The following is a 19,772-nucleotide window of genomic DNA, read 5'->3' on the forward strand; positions in this document are numbered from 1 at the left end:
GACTGCCGTGGAAGCATTATAATAGAAGCACCTTACGATACGAAAATAGAAAAAATGTGCGAAATGAGAGGGGGGAAACGTATGACATCCTTTCAGACGCCGGAAGAATTGCAGGGGATGCTGATGCGCGTCGCAAAGCATTCTCCGACGAATCAAAAGATTGCCTTGTATCTCGAAAAGAACTATCTGCAAGTGATTTTCATGACGGCCAGCGAACTGGCCGATGCGATGGGGGTATCGCAGGGCAGTGTATCCCGTTTCTTCATGATGCTGGGCTATCGCGGCTACAACGATTTCCTGCGCAGTCTGCAGCGCCTGGTCAGCAAGCAGCTCACAGGCCCTGAGCGATTGCAGTACAGCAACAGTTCTCATAAAGGCAATCATCATGAGGTCAGCCAGGTTCGTTCCATCCTGGATGTCGAGCTCGGCAATCTCAACAGCCTGGAAGAAATCATGCAGGGGGAAGATTACGAGGCGATGGTATCGATGGTGACGGCTCCCCATCCGCTGATCCTGTTGTCCGCCCGTATGTCGGCAACGCTTCTTCCGTATGCTGCCTACATCCTGCACAAGATGCGAGCAGATGTTTCTGTTGTCGTGCCGGGAACCGATGAATGGGGGACGCTCGAGCTTCTGGATCCGGCTCATACGAATGTCATTGCCGTTGCCTTTCCGCGATATTCCCAGACGCTCATCCAGAAATGTCGGGCGCTCAAGAAAGGCGGGTTCTCTCTTTGTGCCCTGACCGACAGCCGTCTTTCTCCCATGGTGGACATTGCCGCGCATACGGTCTGCGTGCCGGTCACCACGGCCTCGCTGTTTGATATCTACAGCACGCCGCTGGCATTCCTGAACCTGATGCTGCGAGATGCAGCCGGCCGCATGCCGCAGCTGGGCGCTCGCATTGAAGCCATTGAAGCGATGGAACGGCGGGATCGTGTGTATTTTACAAAATAATATTTGTCGTTTTGATATGGACTGTCATGGACAATGTATACTTAAAATAAGACGTTGACATGGCTGATGCGTAGTGTTATTCTATAGACATCAAGAGAACAAAGGCGTTCAAGACAAGCAAAATTGTCTTGAACGCCTTTTCGTTTTTCTTGTTGTTAATGATTTCATCAATATATAAGAATAAAAATGAAATCATTAACAATGACCATTTATACCGAGGGGGCTGGAATATGAAGCTGACGAAAGAGGAAAAAGCCATGCTGGCAGGTGCGTATGGTGAGGGAACGAGCCTGGCCATGAAAGTCCTGGTGGCTATTGGCGAAGCTTATGACGCTCCGTACATGGTGCCGGTGACACGAACCCATGTGGCCTTGAGCAACCAGGAAGCGGATCTCTGGTTCGCGGAACGCCTGGCGAAAGGCGGTGCTGTCTGCCGCGTCCGTCCCACTGTCAACCCGAGTTTCAACTGGCGCGCCTGTGAAGAATTCACGCAGCTGGAGGCAGAGGACCTGGCCATCGTCAAGCGTACGCATGCTGCCTATACCAAACTGGGTGCCATCATGACATACGATTGCACGCCGTATCTGGAACGCAATGTGCCGCGCTTTGGTGAGACGATTGCCTTTTCGGAATCCAGTGCCACGCCGTTCGTCAATTCCGTCTACGGTGCGCGCTCGAATCGTGAATCCGCGCAGAGTGCCCTTTGCTCGGCCGTCACGGGCGTGACCCCTTATTATGGATTCCTGCTCGATGAGAATCGTGCCGGCGAGGTCCTGGTTCATGTAGACGCGGATTTGCAGGATGATTTTGATTACCAGATGCTCGGTTACCTGACGCCGCGCAAGACGGGATTTGCCGTGCCGGTCTTCGAGGGCATCACAGGGCCGTCGAAAGAGGCGCTCATGAATCTGGGCGCTGAACTGAATACGGGCGGCAATGTGGCGCTTTACCACATCGTTGGCTTTACGCCGGAGGCCCCGACCCGCGAAGCGGCCTTCCAGGGCAGGAAGCCGCAGAAAGAGGTCACGATCACGCGGCCGGAGCTGGATGCCATGCGGGAGGAACTGAGTGCGCCGGGCGGCAAAATCGATTTTGCCCTTTACGGCTGCCCGCATTTCACCATCGATCAGGTGACGACCGTGGCCGAGATGGTGAAGGGCAAAACGCTGGCTGTGCCGCTTTTCATCATGACCTCTTCGCTGACGAAGAATCTGGCTCAGAAGATGGGCTATGAAGAAATCATCCGCCAGGCTGGCGGCTACATCATCGACGACACGTGCATGGATCAGCCCTGCTGGAAATTCCTTTACGGGAAGAAGGGCATCACGGATTCTCCAAAATGTGCCTATTACACGAAACGCCGTCAGATGGAATTCGTCATCGCTCCGTTGAAAGACAGCGTTACGGCTGCCCTGGAAGGCCGCTATTGAGAAAGGGGAGTGAGTGCCATGAATGAAGATAAAAACGTACTGAGCTGCCATAAGATCGCCGATGGTCATGGCAAAGGGCAGCTGCTTTACTCGAAAGACCCCATTTGCTTTTACCTGATCGATCCGAAAACGGGCAGGGTCATCGAACGTGAACACTGTCTCTACGGTCAGTCCATCACGGATAAGATCCTGGTATTCCCGTATGGCAAGGGGAGTTCCGTCGTACAGGCAGACGGCATGTATCAGCTGAAGCTCACGGGCATGGGCCCGGCCGGCATGATCGTCGAGCATGCCGATACGACCCTGGCGGCGAGTGCCATCATTTTCGATATCCCGGTCGTTAACCGCATGCCGGCAGATTTTTATGCCGCAGCCGAAGCGGGGGATCTCGATGGCAGAGAAGCAGAACTTAATGCGGATGCAGGCAAGCTGACCTTGCTCTGATGCCGCTTAAGGATAGATTCCAGCTTAGAGGATTGGATACACATGCATGGGAGGGAATGAACATGAAGACGATTTGGAAAAAGATGCTGTCAGTAGCGCTGGCTGTTTCCATGACGGCCATGGCAGCTGGATGCGGTTCTTCATCAAAAGAGAGTTCGTCCGCATCATCCTCCGGGGATGCGGGCAATGAGGTCATCATCGGCCAGTCTTCCTGGATCGGTTTTGCTCCGTTCTACATTGCAGAAGATAAGGGCTTCTTCAAGGACCACGGTGTCAATGTCAAGATTCAGTCCATCGAATCGAAGGCAGACAGCAAGAGTGCCCTGGCGGCCAATAAGATCCAGGGCGTTTCGACCACGGCCGACACGCATGTCGTCAATGCCAGTGCCGGTATTGATATCGCGCAGGTCCTGGCTCTTGATACCTCGTCTGGCGGCGACGGCATCATCGCCAAGAAAGAATATCCGACCATCGAGTCGCTCAAGGGCAAGAAGATCGCTCTGGATACGACGGGCGGCGCCGATTTCTTCTGGTTCCAGTATCTCCTGCATCAGAAGGGCATGAGCCTCAAGGACTTCGATGTGCAGAACATGGCCGCCGGTGATGCCGGTGCGGCGTTCATCTCGGGCAAGGTTGATGCGGCCATCACGTGGCAGCCGTGGCTCTCAAAAGCCGCCAACACGGATTTCGGCCATACAATCATGGACAGCAAGCAGACGCCTGGCATCATCGTCGACACCTTTGCGATGCGCAAGGATTTCATCGAAGCACATCCGGATGCCGTCAAGGGGATTGTGGCAGCCTGGTATGATTCCATCAATTTCCTGAAGGAACATCCGGATGAGGCTACGGAAATCCTCGCGAAGCACCTCGGCGAGAAGCCGGAAAATGTCAAGAAGGAACTGAACGATGTCACGTTCTATGATGAAGCCGGCAACAAGGCCTATTTCGGGACCAAGGATAATCCCGGCGAGTTCTACAAGGTCGTCAAGATGGCCTCGGATCTCTGGGTGGAGCTCAAGCTCATCGATAAGCCGGTTGACCCGAACTCCGTCATCGATGGTTCTTTCCTTTAATCCATGATATTCGTCGACATCATCCTGCTGCCTGCTGTATCGACATGACGATACGGCAGGCAGTATCGATGTGATTCGTAACTTGTATTCCGGATGAGAAATGTGAGGCGATCAGCCTATGGATATAACTTGTAAGATTCAGGCCGAACGCTTGCTGCAACGTTTGGCTGATTTATCGAAAATCGGTGCGAATGCGCAGGGCGGGATTGACCGACAGCTCGGGAGTCCTGCCGATAGCGAAGCCAGGTCCTGGCTGCAGCAGCTCTGGGAACAGATGGGGCTGGACGTAAGACGCGATGCCATTGCAAACCTTTGGGTAGAAGATCCCCACACGCGCGGCAAGGGCAAGCCGCTGGTCTTGGGCTCGCATCATGATACCGTGCCGAATGGTGGTGCTTACGATGGCGCGTTGGGTGTCCTCATGGCCACCGAAGTCCTCGAGACGCTGCGCGAACATGACGTCCCGCTGCACCATCCCTTGTCCCTGATTTCGTTTACGGGCGAAGAACCCAATGATTTCTCGGTTTCCACGCTTGGCTCAAAAGTCCTTTGCGGCCGCTTGACCGAACCGGATCTCATGCAGCTGAAGCATCGCGTGACGGGAGAGCCGCTGGCAAACGCAATAGAGCGCATGGGAGGCGATATCCATCAGGTGGCGGCACATGCCCGTCTGGCACCCGATTCCCTGGCGGGATTCATCGAATGCCACATTGAGCAGGGACGCCGGCTCTATGATGCCGGTGAGAAGGTCGCAACCGTCAGCTGCATCACAGGCATTTACCGCGAGATTATCACGGTGGAAGGAGAAGCCAATCATGCGGGAACAACGCGGTACAAGGACAGGCGCGATGCCCTGACGGCAGCCGCTGAGGTCGAACTGGCCGTAGAAGATATCATCCGTCAGCCCGAGTGGCAGGATGTGGCCGCGACGGTGGGGCGCGTCAAGGTGGCGCCCAATGCCTCAAATATCATACCGGGGCAGGTGGAGCTTACGCTGGATCTGCGAACGGCGAATCCCGAGCATCGTCAGCAGGCTCTTGCCTATTTGACGCGTGAGATTCAGCGCATTGCAACGAAGCGCCAGGTGACGATCACGCAGCAGCTCAACCTCGACCAGCCGGAAATGCCGATGTCGCCCGTCATCATCCAGGCATTGCTGGACGGTGCGGAAAAAATCGGTGAGCCGCGGCGTGAGCTTGTGAGCATGGCCGGACACGATGCCGCCAACATGGCACGCCTCACCAGGGCCGGCATGCTGTTTGTTTCCACCGTGAACGGATACAGTCATTGCCCGCAGGAACAGGCAGAGCCTGACGCGATTGACGCTGCGGCGCAAAATCTGCTCGAAAGTGTATTGCTGTTGGACAGGAGGCTGGAATGATGATGCGATTGATTGAGCCGTCAATCTGTTTTACCCAGGGGAAACCCCAGAAGAACATGGCGGTTGTCGTAGAAGATGGCACGATCAAGGAGGTGAGCCCTGCACGGAAAGCCGAGCAGGAAAATCCCGAGGCCATGCCGGAATACTGGGAACACCTGGCCCTGGTGCCGGGAACCGTCAATGCACACAATCACAGTTTCCAGAGCCTTTTGCGCGGCATTGCCGCCGACCGTCCCTTCCTGGAGTGGCGGGATGAGTCCCTCTACAAATATTCGCCAAGACTGCGGCCCATCGATATCTATACAGGAGCATTGTTCTCCTTTGCCGAGATGATGAAATGCGGTGCCACGACCGTCTGTGATTTCTTCTACCTGCACAATGACGGCATGGAAGGAGATGAGGCCGTGATCCGGGCCGCGAGGGATCTCGGCATTCGCCTCGTGCTGGCCCGCACGATGTATGACTGGGATGGAGCGCCAGCCGGCTACGTCGAGACCGTCTCGGATGCTTCGCACCATACCGAGTTGCTGATGAAAAAGTATCCGGGCGGCATGACAAAAGTCATTCCGGCTCCCCACAGCCTGCATGCGGCTTCGCCGGAGATGGTCGAGGCGGGATGCTCGCTGGCTCTGAAATACCATACGCCTTTTCATATTCACGTTTCGGAAGAACGCTTTGAGGTGGAACAGGTCAAAAAAACGTATGGCACGACGCCGCTGCGTTTCCTCGATAAACTCGGGGTGGTAAATGAGCATATGAGCATCATCCATGGCGTCTGGCTGGAGCCGGAGGAAATCCGGGTACTCGGCGCCAAGGGGGGACATCTGATTTACTGCCCGTCGAGCAATATGTTCTTGGCCGATGGCATCACCAATCTGCCAGCTTTCCTGGCAGCTGGCGTACCGGTGGCTCTGGGCAGTGACGGCGCCTGCGGCAATAATCGCAACAGCGTCTTTGAAGAAATGCGCATGGCAGCCATCCTGCAAAAGGCCAGCACGCTCGACGCCTTATGTGTGAATTATCACGATGCGATGCAGATGGGAACGACGAATGGCGCGAAGGCCCTTGACCTGCCGGTCGGCGAAATTGCTGCAGGCAAGGCTGCCGACTTCGTGGGAATTTACCTCGATGATCTTTCCATGCAGCCGCTGAGCAAAGGCAATCAGTTCCTGCCGAATCTGATCTATTCCCTGCAGCCGACGGCCATAGAGCGTGTCGTCGTCAACGGAGAGGATACGGTCAAAGACGGTCGCTTCGTAAAGATTGATGAAGAAGAACTGCTGGCAAGGATCCGCACGACGATGGAGCATCTGGAATCTGCAGATATGGGATGAGCCTGTATCGTTGATCAGAACTGGAGATGGTAATGATGAAGAATGAACCGTTTATGATTGCACCAGAAAAAGAACTTCCGCCCATGCCGGAATTTGTCCCGGGGATTCGCCGCGCTCCTTCCCGTGGGTTTCATCTGTCGCCGGCACAGACGGAAACGGCCTTAAAGAATGCACTGCGTTACGTGGATCCCAGCCTGCACGAGGCGTTGATCCCGGAATTCCTCAAGGAACTTACGACGTATGGCCGCATCTATGCCTATCGCTTCCGCCCGGCAGGGCGCATCTATGGCAAGCCCATCGAGGAATACAAGGGCAACTGCCTGGAGGGCAAGGCATTCCAGGTGATGATTGACAACAATCTGGATTTTGAAGTCGGCCTGTATCCGTATGAGCTGGTCACGTATGGTGAAACGGGCAGTGTCTGCCACGATTGGCTGCAGTATCGGCTGATCAAGAAGTATCTGGAGGTCATGACGGATCATCAGACGCTGGTCGTGGAATCGGGCAACCCCCTGGGGCTCTTTCCGTCAAAGCCGGATTCCCCGCGCGTCATCATCACGAATGCGCTGATGGTTGGTGAATTCGACAACCAGAAGGACTGGGAGATTGCCGAAGAAATGGGCGTGGCCAATTACGGGCAGATGACGGCTGGCGGCTGGATGTACATTGGCCCGCAGGGCATCGTTCATGGCACCTACAATACGCTCTTGAACGCCGGCCGTCTGCATCTGGGGATTCCGGAGGACGGCAATCTGGCCGGCCGTCTTTTCGTCAGCTCCGGCTTGGGCGGCATGAGCGGTGCACAGCCGAAGGCCGCCGAGATTGCTCACGCTGTGGGCATCATTGCCGAAGTGGATCAGTCGAGGATACAGACCCGTCTGGATCAGGGCTGGGTGAAGGAATGCTACAATGACCTGGATGCGGTTTTTGCGTCTGCCGATAAGCACCTGGCAGCCAAGACGGCTGTTTCCATCGCGTATCACGGCAATATCGTCGATCTGCTTGAATACATCGTTGAGCATGATATCCACGTCGATCTCATGAGTGATCAGACGTCCTGCCATGCTGCCTACGATGGCGGCTACTGCCCGCAGGGCCTGAGCTTTGCGGATCGCACGGAGATGCTGGCGAAGGACCGGCCGCATTTTATTGAGCTGGTCAACAAGAGCCTCCGCCATCAGTATGAGCTCATCAAGGCCTGCGTGGATAAGGGGACGTACTTCTTTGATTATGGCAATTCCTTCCTGAAAGCCGTCTATGATGCCGGCGTCAAGGAACTTTCCAAGAACGGCATTGACGATAAGGACGGCTTCATCCTGCCGTCGTATGTCGAGGATATCATGGGACCGCAGCTCTTTGATTATGGTTATGGTCCGTTCCGCTGGGTATGCCTTTCGGGCAAGCCGGAAGATCTCATCGCCACAGACCAGGCAGCGATGAGCTGCATTGATCCGAACCGCCGCTACCAGGACCGCGACAATTACAACTGGATCCGCGATGCCGAGAAGAATCATCTCGTGGTCGGCACGCAGGCGAGAATCCTGTATCAGGATGCAGAAGGCCGTATCCGCATTGCCTTGAAATTCAACGAGCTGGTGCGGGAAGGGAAGATCGGCCCGGTGATGATGGGCCGCGATCATCACGATGTTTCCGGCACGGACTCGCCGTTCCGCGAGACGGCGAACATCAAGGATGGCAGCAACGTCATGGCGGATATGGCTGTCCAGTGTTTCGCCGGCAATGCGGCGCGCGGCATGAGCCTCTGCGCGCTGCACAATGGCGGCGGTGTCGGCATCGGCAAGGCCATCAACGGTGGCTTTGGCCTGGTCCTGGATGGCAGCGAGCGCGTGGACCGCATCATCAAGAGTGCTCTGCTCTGGGATGTCATGGGCGGTGTTGCCCGCCGCAGCTGGGCGCGCAATGCGCATTCCATCGAGACGGTCAAAAAGTTCAATGAAGATTATGCAGACTCCGCGCATATCACGGAACCATGCCTGGCGGATGAAGCGCTCGTCAAAAAAGCAGTGGCAGGCTGTTTCGCAAAACCGAAATCGTAAGGCTGCGGTAAGAGGAGCATGGCATGTGCGTCTCTGCCGGGCGTGCTGAGAGGTGCTGAAAAGGAGGGATTCTTTTGTCCAGCAAGATCATTCGTCATTTGGCGCAATTGGCTACGCCCCAGGGAAAGGAAGCCTGCCATGGGCAGGCGATGAACAAGCTCCTGCTCGCTGCGGATGCAGCCGTCTGGATGGAAGACGGCATCATTCGCGCCGCTGGCCGCGATGATGAGGTCGTGGCGAAAGCCCGGGCTGCGGGGGATCTGGCAGGCTGTGAGATGCTTGACGGCAGCGGCCAGTGTGCAGTTCCGGGGTTCGTCGATCCTCATACGCATTTCCTGTTTGCCGGTGCCCGCGCGGAGGAATTCGATGACCGCCTGGCCGGTGTACCCTATCTGACGCTGTTGCAGCGTGGTGGCGGGATTGTTGCCACGATGGAAAAAACACGTCAGGCAAGTGAAGCAGAACTGATGGAACATGGCCGGCGTGTCCTGCGGGCCATGCTCGCCATGGGCGTCACGACCGTAGAGGGGAAGAGCGGCTATGGTCTGGATCATGATACAGAACTACGTTTGCTGCATGTCCTGCGCCAGTTGGACAATGAACTGCCGACCACGGTGATTCCCACGTATCTCGGGGCACATGCCGTGCCGCCGGAGTTCCGTGATCATCCAGACGACTATGTCGACTTTATTGTTCACATGGTCCTGCCGCAGGTCGCCGCGGAGCATCTTGCTGATTTCGTCGATGTGTTTTGCGAAACAGGTGTCTTTTCTCTGGCACAAAGCAGGAAAATTCTTACCGCAGCGAAAAAGCACGGCCTGGCATTGAAACTCCATGCCGATGAGATGAGTTCGCTCGGCGGTGCGGAACTTGCCTGTGAACTGGGGGCGGTATCGGCCGATCATCTGCTCTCCGTCAGCGATGCAGGCATCCGGAAACTGGCAGCGAGCTCCACGGTGGCTGTCCTGCTGCCGGCAACGGCGTTTTGCATGCGGAAGCCCTATGCACCGGCGAGAAGACTCATTGATGCGGGGGCTGCCGTAGCGCTTGCCAGCGATTACAATCCGGGCAGCTGCTATACGTATTCGCTGCCGCTCGTCTTCGGCCTGGCTGTCATCGCGATGCACATGACGGCGGCCGAAGCCCTTACGGCAGCCACCTTGAATGCAGCCGCTGCCGTCGGCCGTGCTGGAGAATGCGGCAGCATCGAGCCAGGCAAGCGCGCGGATCTTGTCCTCCTGCAGGCGCCTGATTACCGCTATCTGTCGTATGCAACCGGCCTGAATCTGGCGGATCGTGTATTCAAGGACGGCCAGCTGGTCAGCCAAAGGAAGTGATTCGATGAAATACCGTATCATTCTGCCGGAGGAACAACGCGTCACCTCCTGGTCAGGAGGGCAGACGCGCGAACTCTACATTGCCGGCGGACAGGCCGATTATGCAGCCAGGGATTTTCTGCTGCGCCTGAGCTCCGCCGCGGTAGAAACAAAACGCTCCGTTTTTACGTCCCTGCCCGCTTATCATCGCGCCCTCATGCCGCTCGATGGGACGATCCATCTCACGCATGATGAAGGGCCGGAGATCTGTCTTTCTCCCTTTCAGACGGATGTCTTCGACGGCGGGGCCCGCACCGTGAGCGAAGGGGAATGCCAGGATTTCAATGTCATGTGGCATAAAGATGCACCCTTTTCGGTCATCCTGCAAGCCCTTGCGGCGTATCCCTGCCAGCAGACAGGGGCCAGCCTGGATTTTTATTACGCGTATCGCGGCACCTTTCACCTGAAGACAGGAGGAGAGGATTTGACCATATCGCCAGGGATGCTGATCTGCCTCTGGCAGGCCGATGAGATTTGCATCGAGGCGGATGAGCCTCAGCAGGCCGCGCCAATCATTCATGTGGCGATTCATTGAACTATCGTCGTTTTCCAAATCGAAAATCAACAGTCTCAAGGATGAGCTGCCTCTTGCGAGGCGGCTTTTCTTATTTTTCAACATTTTTCAAAGGGGGCAGTTGCCATGGAAATCATCAAGCATGCAGAAAAGAAGACTTATGAACGGGATGCCAATCTGACCAAGACAGTGGCGGATATCATTGAGCGTGTGAAGAGGGAAGGCGATGCTGCTTTATTGTCGTATGCGGAGCAATTTGACCACGTCACGATGAAGAGCGTCAAGATCCCGGCGGAAGAGGTCCGGGCTGCCTATCAAAAGATTGATGCGGAGACGTTGGACGCCATTCGTTATGCGGCAGCGCAAATTCGTTTCTTTGCAGAACAGCAGAAAACCTGCCTGAAAGACCTGGATATCCCGGGCCGGATCCCCGGTCTGACGCTGGGACATCGGATGGTTCCGGTAGAGCGTTGCGGCTGTTATGTACCAGCCGGCCGTCATCCGCTGCCGAGCTCGGCGCTCATGGGCATCATCACGGCCAAGGTGGCTGGCGTTCGGCAGGTTGTGGCATGTTCTCCGGCTTTTCGTGGCGTAGGCTCTATCCATCCGGCTGTTCTGGTTGCCATGGACATTGCCGGTGCCGATGAGATTTTCTGCATAGGTGGTGCTCAGGCAATCGCGGCACTGGCTTATGGAACAGAGACCGTCCCTCATGTCGATTTGATTGTCGGACCGGGGAATCGGTTCGTGACCGAGGCGAAACGCCAGGTGCTGGGAGATGTTGGCATTGACAGCCTGGCCGGCCCCAGCGAAGTCCTGGTACTGGCTGATCATACAGCCAATCCCCGTTTTGTGGCAATCGATTTGCTGGCACAGGCAGAACACGACCCCAATGCCAAGCCGATGCTGGTGACAACGGACCGTCAGCTCATAGAACCCGTACAGAACGAATTGCAGGTCCTGCTGCCGCAGTTGTCGACCAAAGACGTGGCCGCTCAGGCCTGGGCCGACAATGGCTCCATTTATCTGGCAGACAGTCTGCAGGAGGCCATTGATATCACCAATCAGATTGCCCCGGAACATCTGGAAGTGCAGGTTGCGCATGCAACGGATGTGGCGAAAAAGCTGCTGCATTATGGTTCCATGTTTATTGGCTCATATGCGCCGGTGGCTTTCGGCGATTTCGTCTCCGGCCCGAATCATACCCTGCCGACCATGCATACCGCACGATATGCCAATGGCGTCTGGGTCGGGACATTCCTGAAAACACCGTTTCATCAGATCATCACCAAAGAAGCCTGTGAGGCCATGGCTCCCGCATGCATGAAGTTTGCAGCGGTGGAAGGCCTAGACGCGCACCGCCTGTCCGTGGCCTTGCGCCTGGAAAAGTGATTCGTCCGGGAAAGGAGGAATGGAGATGAAGAATTTATTTGACGTATCCGGGAAAAACGTTTTGATTACCGGCGCAGGACGCGGCTTGGGCCTAGGGTATGCCCAAACGTTTGCAGCGGCTGGCAGCCGTGTTTTCCTGGCGGGCAGGCATCCGCCTCAGCTTGAGAAGATTGCCGGAGCGTTGCGCGCAGCGGGCGGAGAGGCCGAGGCTGTACTGCTGGATGTGACGTCTCCTGACTCCATCGAGGCAGCGGTTTCTTTTGTAATGGGGCACGGTGGAACCATCGATGTACTGGTCAATAACGCAGGGTATGAACAGGTTGCTGATTTCACGGAGGTGACGCGGGATACGTACGACAAGATCATGGCGGTCAATCTGAAGGGCACTTTCTTTATGAGCCAGGCCGTTGCCAAATGCATGAAGCAGACTGGCGGCGGCAAGATCATTAATATTGGTTCTTTGGGCAGTTTCCTTGGCTTGCGGCAATCGAGTGTCTACTGTGCCACCAAGGGCGGCGTCGTACAGCTGACCAAGACGATGGCCCTGGAACTCGGTGCCTATGGCATCCAGGTCAACTGCCTTGCTCCGGGCTATTTCATCACGCCGATGACGCAGGCTTTTTACGATGACCCGCAGCACCGGGCCTGGATTGAGAGCCGGATTCCCCTGGCGCGCTGGGGAACGAATGAGGATCTGGCGGGAGCTATCTTGTTCCTGGCTTCGGCAGCGAGCGATTACATCACGGGGGAAACCATCCGGGTAGATGGCGGCTGGTTGGCTGGTTGAATCGGAGGGAAGGAGGTACAGCATGAAAGCAGTGCGATTTTACGGCAGTGGCGATGTTCGCTGCGAAGAGATTCCCAAGCCTGCTTGCCAGGGAAAAGACGTGCTTGTACGTGTCCTTTATGCCGGTATCTGCGGCTCGGACTTGCATCGGTATCGCAAAGGGATGTTTACGGAGTATGTGCCGGAAACGATGGGACATGAATTCATCGGCCGGATTGAAGCTGTTGGTGAAGGCGTTGCTTCCTTTCAGACGGGTGAGCTGGTCACCGCCAATCCCATGGTGCCATGCGGCCATTGCTTGAGCTGCCAAAATGGTGATTTTCAGACTTGTTCCCATTTAGGCTATATCGGTGAAGTCGCACCGGGATGTTTTGCTGAGTGGATTACCTTGCCGGAAGTGGCATTGCTCCATGTCCCGGAAACGGATGATCTCCCGTCTCTGGCCTTGGCCGAGCCCTTGGCTGTAGCCCTGAACATTTGTGAACAGGGAGAGCTTCGGGCGGCCGATTCTCTGCATATCATCGGTTGCGGCGCTATTGGCCTGCTGACGATCCTGGTGGCAAAGGCCGTATATGGCGTTTCACGCATCACGGTGACGGAGCGTTCCCCGACACGATGTCGGCAAGCGGTCCGCCTGGGGGCGCAGGTCGAATCCGCACAGGACGAATGCCGCTATGACAAAGTGATTGAAGCAGCCGGGAATACAGGTGCTTTCACCGCGGCCCTGCGACGGACCAAGCCGAATGGGACGCTTTTGGTGGTCAGTGTATTTGAGCAGGATGTTGTATTTGATATGAATGAACTGGTTGGTTCCCAATTGCATCTGATTGGCTGCAATGCTTACAAGCGAAAGCATTTGCAGCAAGCCATTCATTTGCTGGCCGAAAAAAGGCTGGATGTCCGGCCTTTGATTTCAAAGATTTTTCCCCTGGAAGCCTGTCGGGAAGCTTTTTCCTTGTTGTCTGCTCCGGAAACGGCGGCAATCAAGGTGCTGTTTTGTGGCAGCAAGGAAAGAGATATCTGACGATAGATGATAAAGGAGGGCTTTCTATGATGCGCAGAATACCATATGTCATGACTACACTTTTGCTCATTGGCAGTTTACTGGCTGTCGGCTGTGGCGGTACGCAGAAAGCGGAGAACGATCAGACGGAAGATGGTCTTTATTCCGGCAAAGTAATCTTGGGCAGTGCCACGTGGATTGGGTATGCGCCGCTGCACCTGGCGGTGGAAAAAGGCTTCGCCAAAGAGGAAGGCGTTGACTTGGAGATGCGTACCATCGAATCGACCAGCGATATTGCCAATGCCATGCGTTCGGAAAGTCTGCAGGGAACGGCGGAAACACTGGATACCGAGGTGATTGACAAGTCCGCCGGCCTTGATTTGGTAGCCGTGCAGCCCTTGTGCAATTCTAACGGTGCTGATGGCGTGGTGGTAAAGAATGCTTACGATTCATTGGAGTCCCTGAAAGGCAAGACCATCGCGCTGGAAACGACAGGAGGTGCTTCGCTTTTCTGGTTCAATACGATGCTGGCGGAGAAAGGCCTTTCCATGAAGGATTTTGATGTCAAGAGCATGTCCGCCGGGGACGCCGGCTCCGCTTTTGTCGGCGGACAGGTGGATGCTGCCGTTACTTGGGAACCATGGCTTTCCAAGGCCAATCATACGGATTTCGGCAAGACACTGGTAACCAGTAAAGAGTATCCTGGTCTGATTGTCGATTCGCTGGCATTCCGCCGTGATTTCGCCGAGAAGTATCCGAAGACGGTACAGGGAATCATTCGTGCCTGGTTCCGTGCCGTGCAGTATATCAAGGACCATCCGGATGAGGCAATCCCGATTTGCGCTGAGAGCCAGGGAATGACGCCGGATGAATTCAAGGAAGAAATGAAGAATATCCAGTACTTTGATGAAGATATGACAAAGGATTATCTGGTAAGTGGTAAAATGGCAGATATTGCCCAGAAAATGTCCGATTTGTGGCTGAAGATGAAGATCACGCAGGAACCGGTAGAAGGCAAGGATATTGTAGACCCTGCATATTATCAGGCGCTCGGTAAGTGACAGAAATGGCTTAGGCTGCGACATTCAAAAAACACCTCCGCTCTTGTCTGGCGGAGGTGTTTGCATATCTTCATCTGATTATGAGATGGCTGCCGGATCCTGGCTCAGGATGGCGGCGAGCTCCTTTTCGTCGGGGGTGATGTAGAGCGTCTTCTGATTTGTGAAGATGACGAAGCCGGGCTTGCTGCCGGACGGCTTCTTGACATAGCGGACCTCGGTGTAATCGACGGGGATCTTCGAGGAGCCGCGGGCCTTGCTGAAATGGGCGGCGAGACTGGCGGCGAGCAGGATGTCGTCCTCGCTGGGCTCAAGGCCGCCGTTTTGCAGGATGACGTGGGAGCCCGGGATGTCCTTCGTGTGGAACCAGGTATCGTTGAAGCGGGCGGTCTGGAACGTCAGCTTGTCGTTCTGATAGTTGTTCTTGCCGACGAGGATGGAAGTGCCATCCGGCGCCTGGAAATGGAAGGGGCGGGCCGGCTTGTCGTTGTTCTTTTTCTTGGGCTTCTCGCGCAGGTAGCCGGCGGCGATGAGCTCGTTGTGGATCTCGGCGATTTCGGCAAGACTCGAGGAGGCGAGCAGCGAGGCCTCGATGCTCTCGAGGTAGGCGATGTTCTCCTCGCATTCGCGGCGCTGCACGCGCAGGAGTTCCTGGGCGCGCTTGAGCTTGTCGTATTTCTTGTAGCAGGCCTGCATGTTCTGCACGAGCGTCAGGCGCTGGTCGAGCGGGATCCGGATTGTCTCGCCCGTCTCGCTGTAGATGTTCGGCACCTCGATCTCGGCGTCTTCGCGGTCCTTGAACTGATACTGGTACGTCATGAGGTTGTCGCCGCGCACCTTGTATTCCTCGGCGTTCTCGGCCTCGCTGATTTCCTCGTCGAGCTTTACGAGCTTGTTCTCGGCGCGGTTCTTCTCGTTCTTGACGAGCTTGCGGAAGCGGTCCTTGTCGGGCAGCACGTAGGAGCCTAAAAGCTGGTCGGCCTTCTCGAGCATCGCGCTGATCGTCGGGAAGGTGAGGCTGACGGCATCCGGCAGGTAGTGGAGCGGGAACGAGGCCATCGCGAGCACCTTCTGGTTCGGGTCGATGAGGAGGGCCGGCTCAGCGGGTTCCTTCGTCGCGGCCGCGCGCAGCTCCTCGAGCGCCTCGCGGATGGCGGCGAAATCGGCGTCGTCGAGTGCATCGAGGTGCACGGAGGGGGCGAGGCCGGCCGAGAAGCAGACTTCCTTTGCCGATACGGGCCCGAAGCCCATGCAGGCGGCGAGCAGGGCTTTGTCGAGGCGCGGCCCCTCGGCCGTGCGGATGCGCGCGAGGATGGCCGTGAGGTCGTCGGTGAAGAGATCGAGCTTGTCCTGGCCGGGCGGCAGCTCGTAGGCCTGTCCCGGCAGCACCGTGCGGACGCGGCTGTTGTTGTTGCCAATCTTGCGCAGGGCGTCGAGGATGAGGCCGTCCTGCACGAGGATGATGTTGCTGTACTTGCCCATGAGCTCGAGTACGAGCGTCTTCGTGACGATGCGGCCGCCGGCGGCGAGAGAATCCACGTCGATGAGCAGCAGGCGGTCGAGCCCGTGCTGGCGGATGCCCGCGATGCGGCCCGTCTCGAGCTGCTTGCGCAGGACCATGCAGAAGACCGGAGGCTCCGGCGGGTTCTCGAGATTCTTCGCGAGCAGGTGCGCCGAGGGATTCTGCGGCTGTATGGAGATGTGGAGCAGGTGATTCCTGCCGGGCTGGCGCACGGACAGGATGATCGACTGTTTGTTCGGTTGGGTAATCTTATCGATGCGGCCGCCGGTCAGGGCTCGGTCGAGCTCCTGCACGAGCGGGTGCATGGAAAATCCATCAAGACTCATGATACGATCCTCGTTTCTTACTATATTTATATAGGAAAATTATAGCATTGCACTGCGGGCAACTCAAGGCAGTCTGTCTTCCTGCCCGCTTCTGAGGCGCAAAAACGCGGAAAATCGGCGAAATTTCGCCATTTAGCGAAGAAAACTTGCAACAAGTGGCCAAAACAGGTAGAATAAAGAGATAAAGATTGACATAAAAATTGTGAGGAGGTACTTCTCATGAAGTTTTCGAAATGGCAGGGCTGCGGCAACGATTTCGTGCTGATTAACTGCCTGCAGGATAAGGTGGCCGATTACGCGGCATTTGCCCAGGAGGTCTGTGACCGCCATTACGGCGTCGGCGCCGACGGCATCCTCGTCGTGGAGCCTTCGGTCAAGGCGGACTTCCGCATGCGCATCTTCAATACGGATGGCAGCGAGGCGGAGATGTGCGGCAACGGCATCCGCTGCTTTGCGCGCTATCTTTACGATTCCCATCTGACGGACAAGAAGGAATTCACGGTCGAGACGGGCGCGGGCGTGCTCGTGCCGCGCCTGATCTTTGAGGGGGATACCGTATCCGGCGTGCGCGTCGATATGGGCGAGCCCATCCTCGAGGGCGACGAGATCCCGGTCAAGGGCTTTTGCCGCCGTCACGTCGTCAACGAGAAGCTGACCGTTAACGGCAAGGATTACGCGATGACCTGCGTCTCGATGGGCAATCCGCACTGCGTCATCTACGTCGATGATGCCGAAGGCTTCCCCATCCATGAGCTCGGTTCTTCGTTTGAGCATCATCCGGCCTTCCCGCGCAAGACGAATACGGAATTCGTCGAGGTCAAGGACCGCGGGCATGTGCGCATGCGCGTCTGGGAGCGCGGCGCGGCGGTGACGCTGGCCTGCGGCACGGGCTCGTGTGCGACGGCTGTCGCCGGCGTGCTGACGGGCCGGACGGACCGCAGCGTCGAGGTCCAGCTCGACGGCGGCACACTGCATGTCGAGTGGGATGAGGCAAGCAATCACGTATTCATGACGGGTCCCGCGGAGCTCGTCTTCACGGGCGAACTGCCAAAGCGCTGAGACGCGTCCGATTGCAGCAGAGAAGAGATGGTTTTATGTTGAAGAGCATGACAGGATTCGGCGCGGCCCTGCGGGAAGATGAGTCCTATAAGATCTCCATCGAGGTCAAGGCGGTGAACCAGCGGTTCCTCGAGACGTCGTTCCACATGGTGCATCCGCTCTATCCCTATGAGGACATGATGCGCCGGCAGATCCGCGACGTCGTTGCGCGCGGCAAGGTCGACGTGTTCCTGACGTGCGAGGACAAGCGTCCGCAGAGCCGTTCCATCCGGGTCGACAAGGACCTCGCGCTCGCGTATCATCAGGCGCTTGACGACCTCAGCGATTTTTTGCACCTCGCGCGTCCCGACGAGATCATGGATATCGCCTCGTACCCTGACGTCATCCGCATGGAGGAGACACAGGAGCTCACGGGCGTGGAGGGACCGCTCCGGGAGGCGCTTTCCGAGGCCCTTCGGCAGTTTGACGCGATGCGGCAGGCGGAAGGCCGCCATATCGAGCAGGACTTCCTCGCGCGCATCGACAGGCTTGCGGCGTGTGTCACGCGCCTGCGCGAGCTCGCGCCTTCCATCGTCGCCTCGTACCGGCAGCGCCTGCAGGAAACGATAAAGGAGCTCTTGGGCTCCCGTGAGCCCGATGAGACGCGGCTCATCCAGGAGACGGCCATCTATGCGGACAAGGTCAACTACACCGAGGAGGTTGTCCGCCTCGGCAGCCATTTCAGCCAGTTCCGCGCCATTGTCAGTCAGGCGCAGGGGCCGGTCGGCCGCAAGCTGGATTTCCTGATCCAGGAGATGAACCGGGAGACGAACACCATTGCCTCCAAGGCCAACTGCATGGAGGCCGCGCAGCTCGTCGTCGATATGAAGAGCGAGATCGAGAAACTGCGCGAACAGGTGCAGAACATAGAATGACGGGAGTGAATACGGATATGGATTTCAAGTTGATCAATATCGGATTCGGCAACATCGTTGCCGCCAATCGCATCGTCGCGATTGTGAGTCCGGAGTCGGCCCCCATCAAGCGCATCATCCAGGAAGCGCGCGACGGCGAGCGCCTGATCGACGCGACGTACGGCAGACGCACGCGCGGCGTCATCATCATGGACAGCGATCATGTGGTCCTGTCCGCAGTACAGCCGGAAACGGTGGCACATCGCATCGTGGACAACGGCAGTGACGACCTCGATGTGAAATTCGACAGCAAAGGAAAAGATGAGAAGATATGAGCAAGGGTTTATTGATTGTGGTATCCGGACCATCGGGAACAGGGAAGGGCACGGTCTGCGCAGAACTCCTGTCGCAGACGCCGGAGCTTGCCTACTCGATTTCGGCGACGACGCGCCAGCCGCGCGACGGAGAGGTCGATGGTAGGAATTACTATTTCCTGGACCGTGAGAAGTTTGAGCAGATGATTGCGGACGGCGGCTTCCTCGAATACGCCAATGTCTACGGCAATTATTACGGCACGCCGCTCGGTAAGATTGAGGAGCGCCGCGCGGCCGGGCAGGACATCCTCCTGGAGATCGATACGCAGGGAGCCCTCAACGTCATGGAGAAATGCCCCGACGGACTCTTCATCTTCCTGCTGCCGCCGTCGCTGCCGGAACTGGAGCGCCGCATCCGCGGCCGCGGTTCGGAAACGCCGGAGTCCCTTGCCAGGCGCCTCGGCGCGGCCAAGCAGGAAATCGAGATCGGCCGCCGCTACACGTACGTCGTCATCAACGATACCGTGCGCCAGGCCGTCTCGCGCATCAAGTCCATCATGGTGGCAGAGCACTGCCGCATTGATAAAGAAGAAGTAATTGCTGAGGTGTTGAACAATGAAAACGAATAATGTTGAGATGAGCATGGTCAATCCGTCGACCGATGCCCTGATGAAGAAAGTCGACAGCCGCTACGGCCTCGTGGTGCTCGGTGCCAAGCGCGCCCGCCAGCTGCTCGACGGTGCCGAGCTGCTCGCGACGAAGGCACACTCCACGAAGAACGTGACGAACGCGCTTGAGGAGATTGCCGAAGGCGAGATCACCTACAAGCTGGACGAAGAGGAATAAGAC

Annotated in this window: 19 protein-coding genes; 18 read left to right on the forward strand and 1 reads right to left on the reverse strand. The window is 56.8% G+C overall.

What is annotated here, in order from left to right; genetic code table 11:
* Positions 1-81 precede the first annotated feature (81 nt).
* The 13 genes from DWX75_RS08640 to DWX75_RS08700 all read left to right on the forward strand — a co-directional run bounded on the left by DWX75_RS08640 (position 82) and on the right by DWX75_RS08700 (position 14,812).
* On the forward strand, positions 82-957 hold the full coding sequence (locus DWX75_RS08640; protein WP_233519544.1) for a MurR/RpiR family transcriptional regulator: 876 nt from the start codon (positions 82-84) through the stop codon (positions 955-957).
* A 230-nt stretch (positions 958-1,187) separates the two neighbouring features.
* Complete coding sequence (locus DWX75_RS08645; RefSeq protein WP_118015929.1) at positions 1,188-2,387, forward strand: aconitase X catalytic domain-containing protein; 1,200 nt, start codon at positions 1,188-1,190, stop codon at positions 2,385-2,387.
* An 18-nt stretch (positions 2,388-2,405) separates the two neighbouring features.
* On the forward strand, positions 2,406-2,831 hold the full coding sequence (locus DWX75_RS08650) for an aconitase X swivel domain-containing protein (protein WP_118015930.1): 426 nt from the start codon (positions 2,406-2,408) through the stop codon (positions 2,829-2,831).
* Positions 2,832-2,893: 62 nt separating this feature from the next.
* Positions 2,894-3,907, forward strand: coding sequence for an aliphatic sulfonate ABC transporter substrate-binding protein (locus tag DWX75_RS08655; RefSeq protein ID WP_118015931.1), 1,014 nt, complete (start codon positions 2,894-2,896; stop codon positions 3,905-3,907).
* A 118-nt stretch (positions 3,908-4,025) separates the two neighbouring features.
* Complete coding sequence (locus tag DWX75_RS08660; RefSeq protein WP_118015932.1) at positions 4,026-5,288, forward strand: M20 family metallo-hydrolase; 1,263 nt, start codon at positions 4,026-4,028, stop codon at positions 5,286-5,288.
* Complete coding sequence (locus DWX75_RS08665) at positions 5,285-6,622, forward strand: amidohydrolase family protein (protein WP_199497566.1); 1,338 nt, start codon at positions 5,285-5,287, stop codon at positions 6,620-6,622. Before DWX75_RS08660 ends, DWX75_RS08665 begins: the two co-directional genes overlap by 4 nt.
* Before the next feature lie 53 nt (positions 6,623-6,675).
* Positions 6,676-8,679 (forward strand): urocanate hydratase, encoded by a 2,004-nt coding sequence (locus DWX75_RS08670; RefSeq protein WP_199497567.1) that lies wholly within the window; start codon positions 6,676-6,678, stop codon positions 8,677-8,679.
* 74 nt (positions 8,680-8,753) lie between these two features.
* Positions 8,754-10,016, forward strand: coding sequence for an imidazolonepropionase (hutI, locus tag DWX75_RS08675; protein WP_118015934.1), 1,263 nt, complete (start codon positions 8,754-8,756; stop codon positions 10,014-10,016).
* A gap of 4 nt (positions 10,017-10,020) precedes the next feature.
* Entirely contained in the window at positions 10,021-10,590 is a 570-nt protein-coding gene (locus tag DWX75_RS08680; RefSeq protein ID WP_118015935.1) for a HutD family protein, read from the forward strand.
* 105 nt (positions 10,591-10,695) lie between these two features.
* A complete protein-coding gene (gene hisD / locus DWX75_RS08685) occupies positions 10,696-11,961 on the forward strand; it encodes a histidinol dehydrogenase (RefSeq protein ID WP_118015936.1) in 1,266 nt (421 codons plus the stop codon).
* A gap of 25 nt (positions 11,962-11,986) precedes the next feature.
* Positions 11,987-12,748: an SDR family NAD(P)-dependent oxidoreductase gene (locus DWX75_RS08690; protein ID WP_199497568.1), complete on the forward strand. Its 762-nt coding sequence runs from the start codon at positions 11,987-11,989 to the stop codon at positions 12,746-12,748.
* Between the two features lie 22 nt (positions 12,749-12,770).
* Positions 12,771-13,772, forward strand: a complete 1,002-nt coding sequence (locus DWX75_RS08695; RefSeq protein WP_118015938.1) for a zinc-binding dehydrogenase — start codon at positions 12,771-12,773, stop codon at positions 13,770-13,772.
* 26 nt (positions 13,773-13,798) lie between these two features.
* Entirely contained in the window at positions 13,799-14,812 is a 1,014-nt protein-coding gene (locus DWX75_RS08700) for an ABC transporter substrate-binding protein (RefSeq protein ID WP_118015939.1), read from the forward strand.
* Positions 14,813-14,890: 78 nt separating this feature from the next.
* On the opposite strand, the gene DWX75_RS08705 is transcribed toward DWX75_RS08700, so the two are convergent.
* Entirely contained in the window at positions 14,891-16,657 is a 1,767-nt protein-coding gene (locus DWX75_RS08705; RefSeq protein ID WP_118015940.1) for an NFACT family protein, read from the reverse strand.
* Between the two features lie 219 nt (positions 16,658-16,876).
* Between DWX75_RS08705 and dapF the strand changes: the two genes are divergently transcribed.
* From dapF to rpoZ, 5 genes are read left to right on the forward strand one after another with little or no spacing between them, the layout of a single operon-like run.
* Positions 16,877-17,716: a diaminopimelate epimerase gene (gene dapF, locus DWX75_RS08710; RefSeq protein WP_118015941.1), complete on the forward strand. Its 840-nt coding sequence runs from the start codon at positions 16,877-16,879 to the stop codon at positions 17,714-17,716.
* Between the two features lie 35 nt (positions 17,717-17,751).
* The gene (locus DWX75_RS08715; RefSeq protein WP_199497569.1) at positions 17,752-18,630 is read left to right on the forward strand and encodes a YicC/YloC family endoribonuclease; all 879 of its coding nucleotides are present in this window, start codon (positions 17,752-17,754) and stop codon (positions 18,628-18,630) included.
* 17 nt (positions 18,631-18,647) lie between these two features.
* On the forward strand, positions 18,648-18,944 hold the full coding sequence (gene remA / locus DWX75_RS08720) for an extracellular matrix/biofilm regulator RemA (protein WP_118015960.1): 297 nt from the start codon (positions 18,648-18,650) through the stop codon (positions 18,942-18,944).
* On the forward strand, positions 18,941-19,552 hold the full coding sequence (gene gmk, locus DWX75_RS08725) for a guanylate kinase (RefSeq protein ID WP_118015942.1): 612 nt from the start codon (positions 18,941-18,943) through the stop codon (positions 19,550-19,552). Before remA ends, gmk begins: the two co-directional genes overlap by 4 nt.
* Complete coding sequence (gene rpoZ, locus DWX75_RS08730) at positions 19,539-19,769, forward strand: DNA-directed RNA polymerase subunit omega (protein WP_118015943.1); 231 nt, start codon at positions 19,539-19,541, stop codon at positions 19,767-19,769. Before gmk ends, rpoZ begins: the two co-directional genes overlap by 14 nt.
* The last annotated feature ends 3 nt before the right edge of the window (positions 19,770-19,772 follow it).

This window comes from Mitsuokella sp. AF21-1AC (genome assembly GCF_003458855.1).
In the GTDB taxonomy this organism is placed as follows: Bacteria; Bacillota; Negativicutes; order Selenomonadales; family Selenomonadaceae; genus Mitsuokella.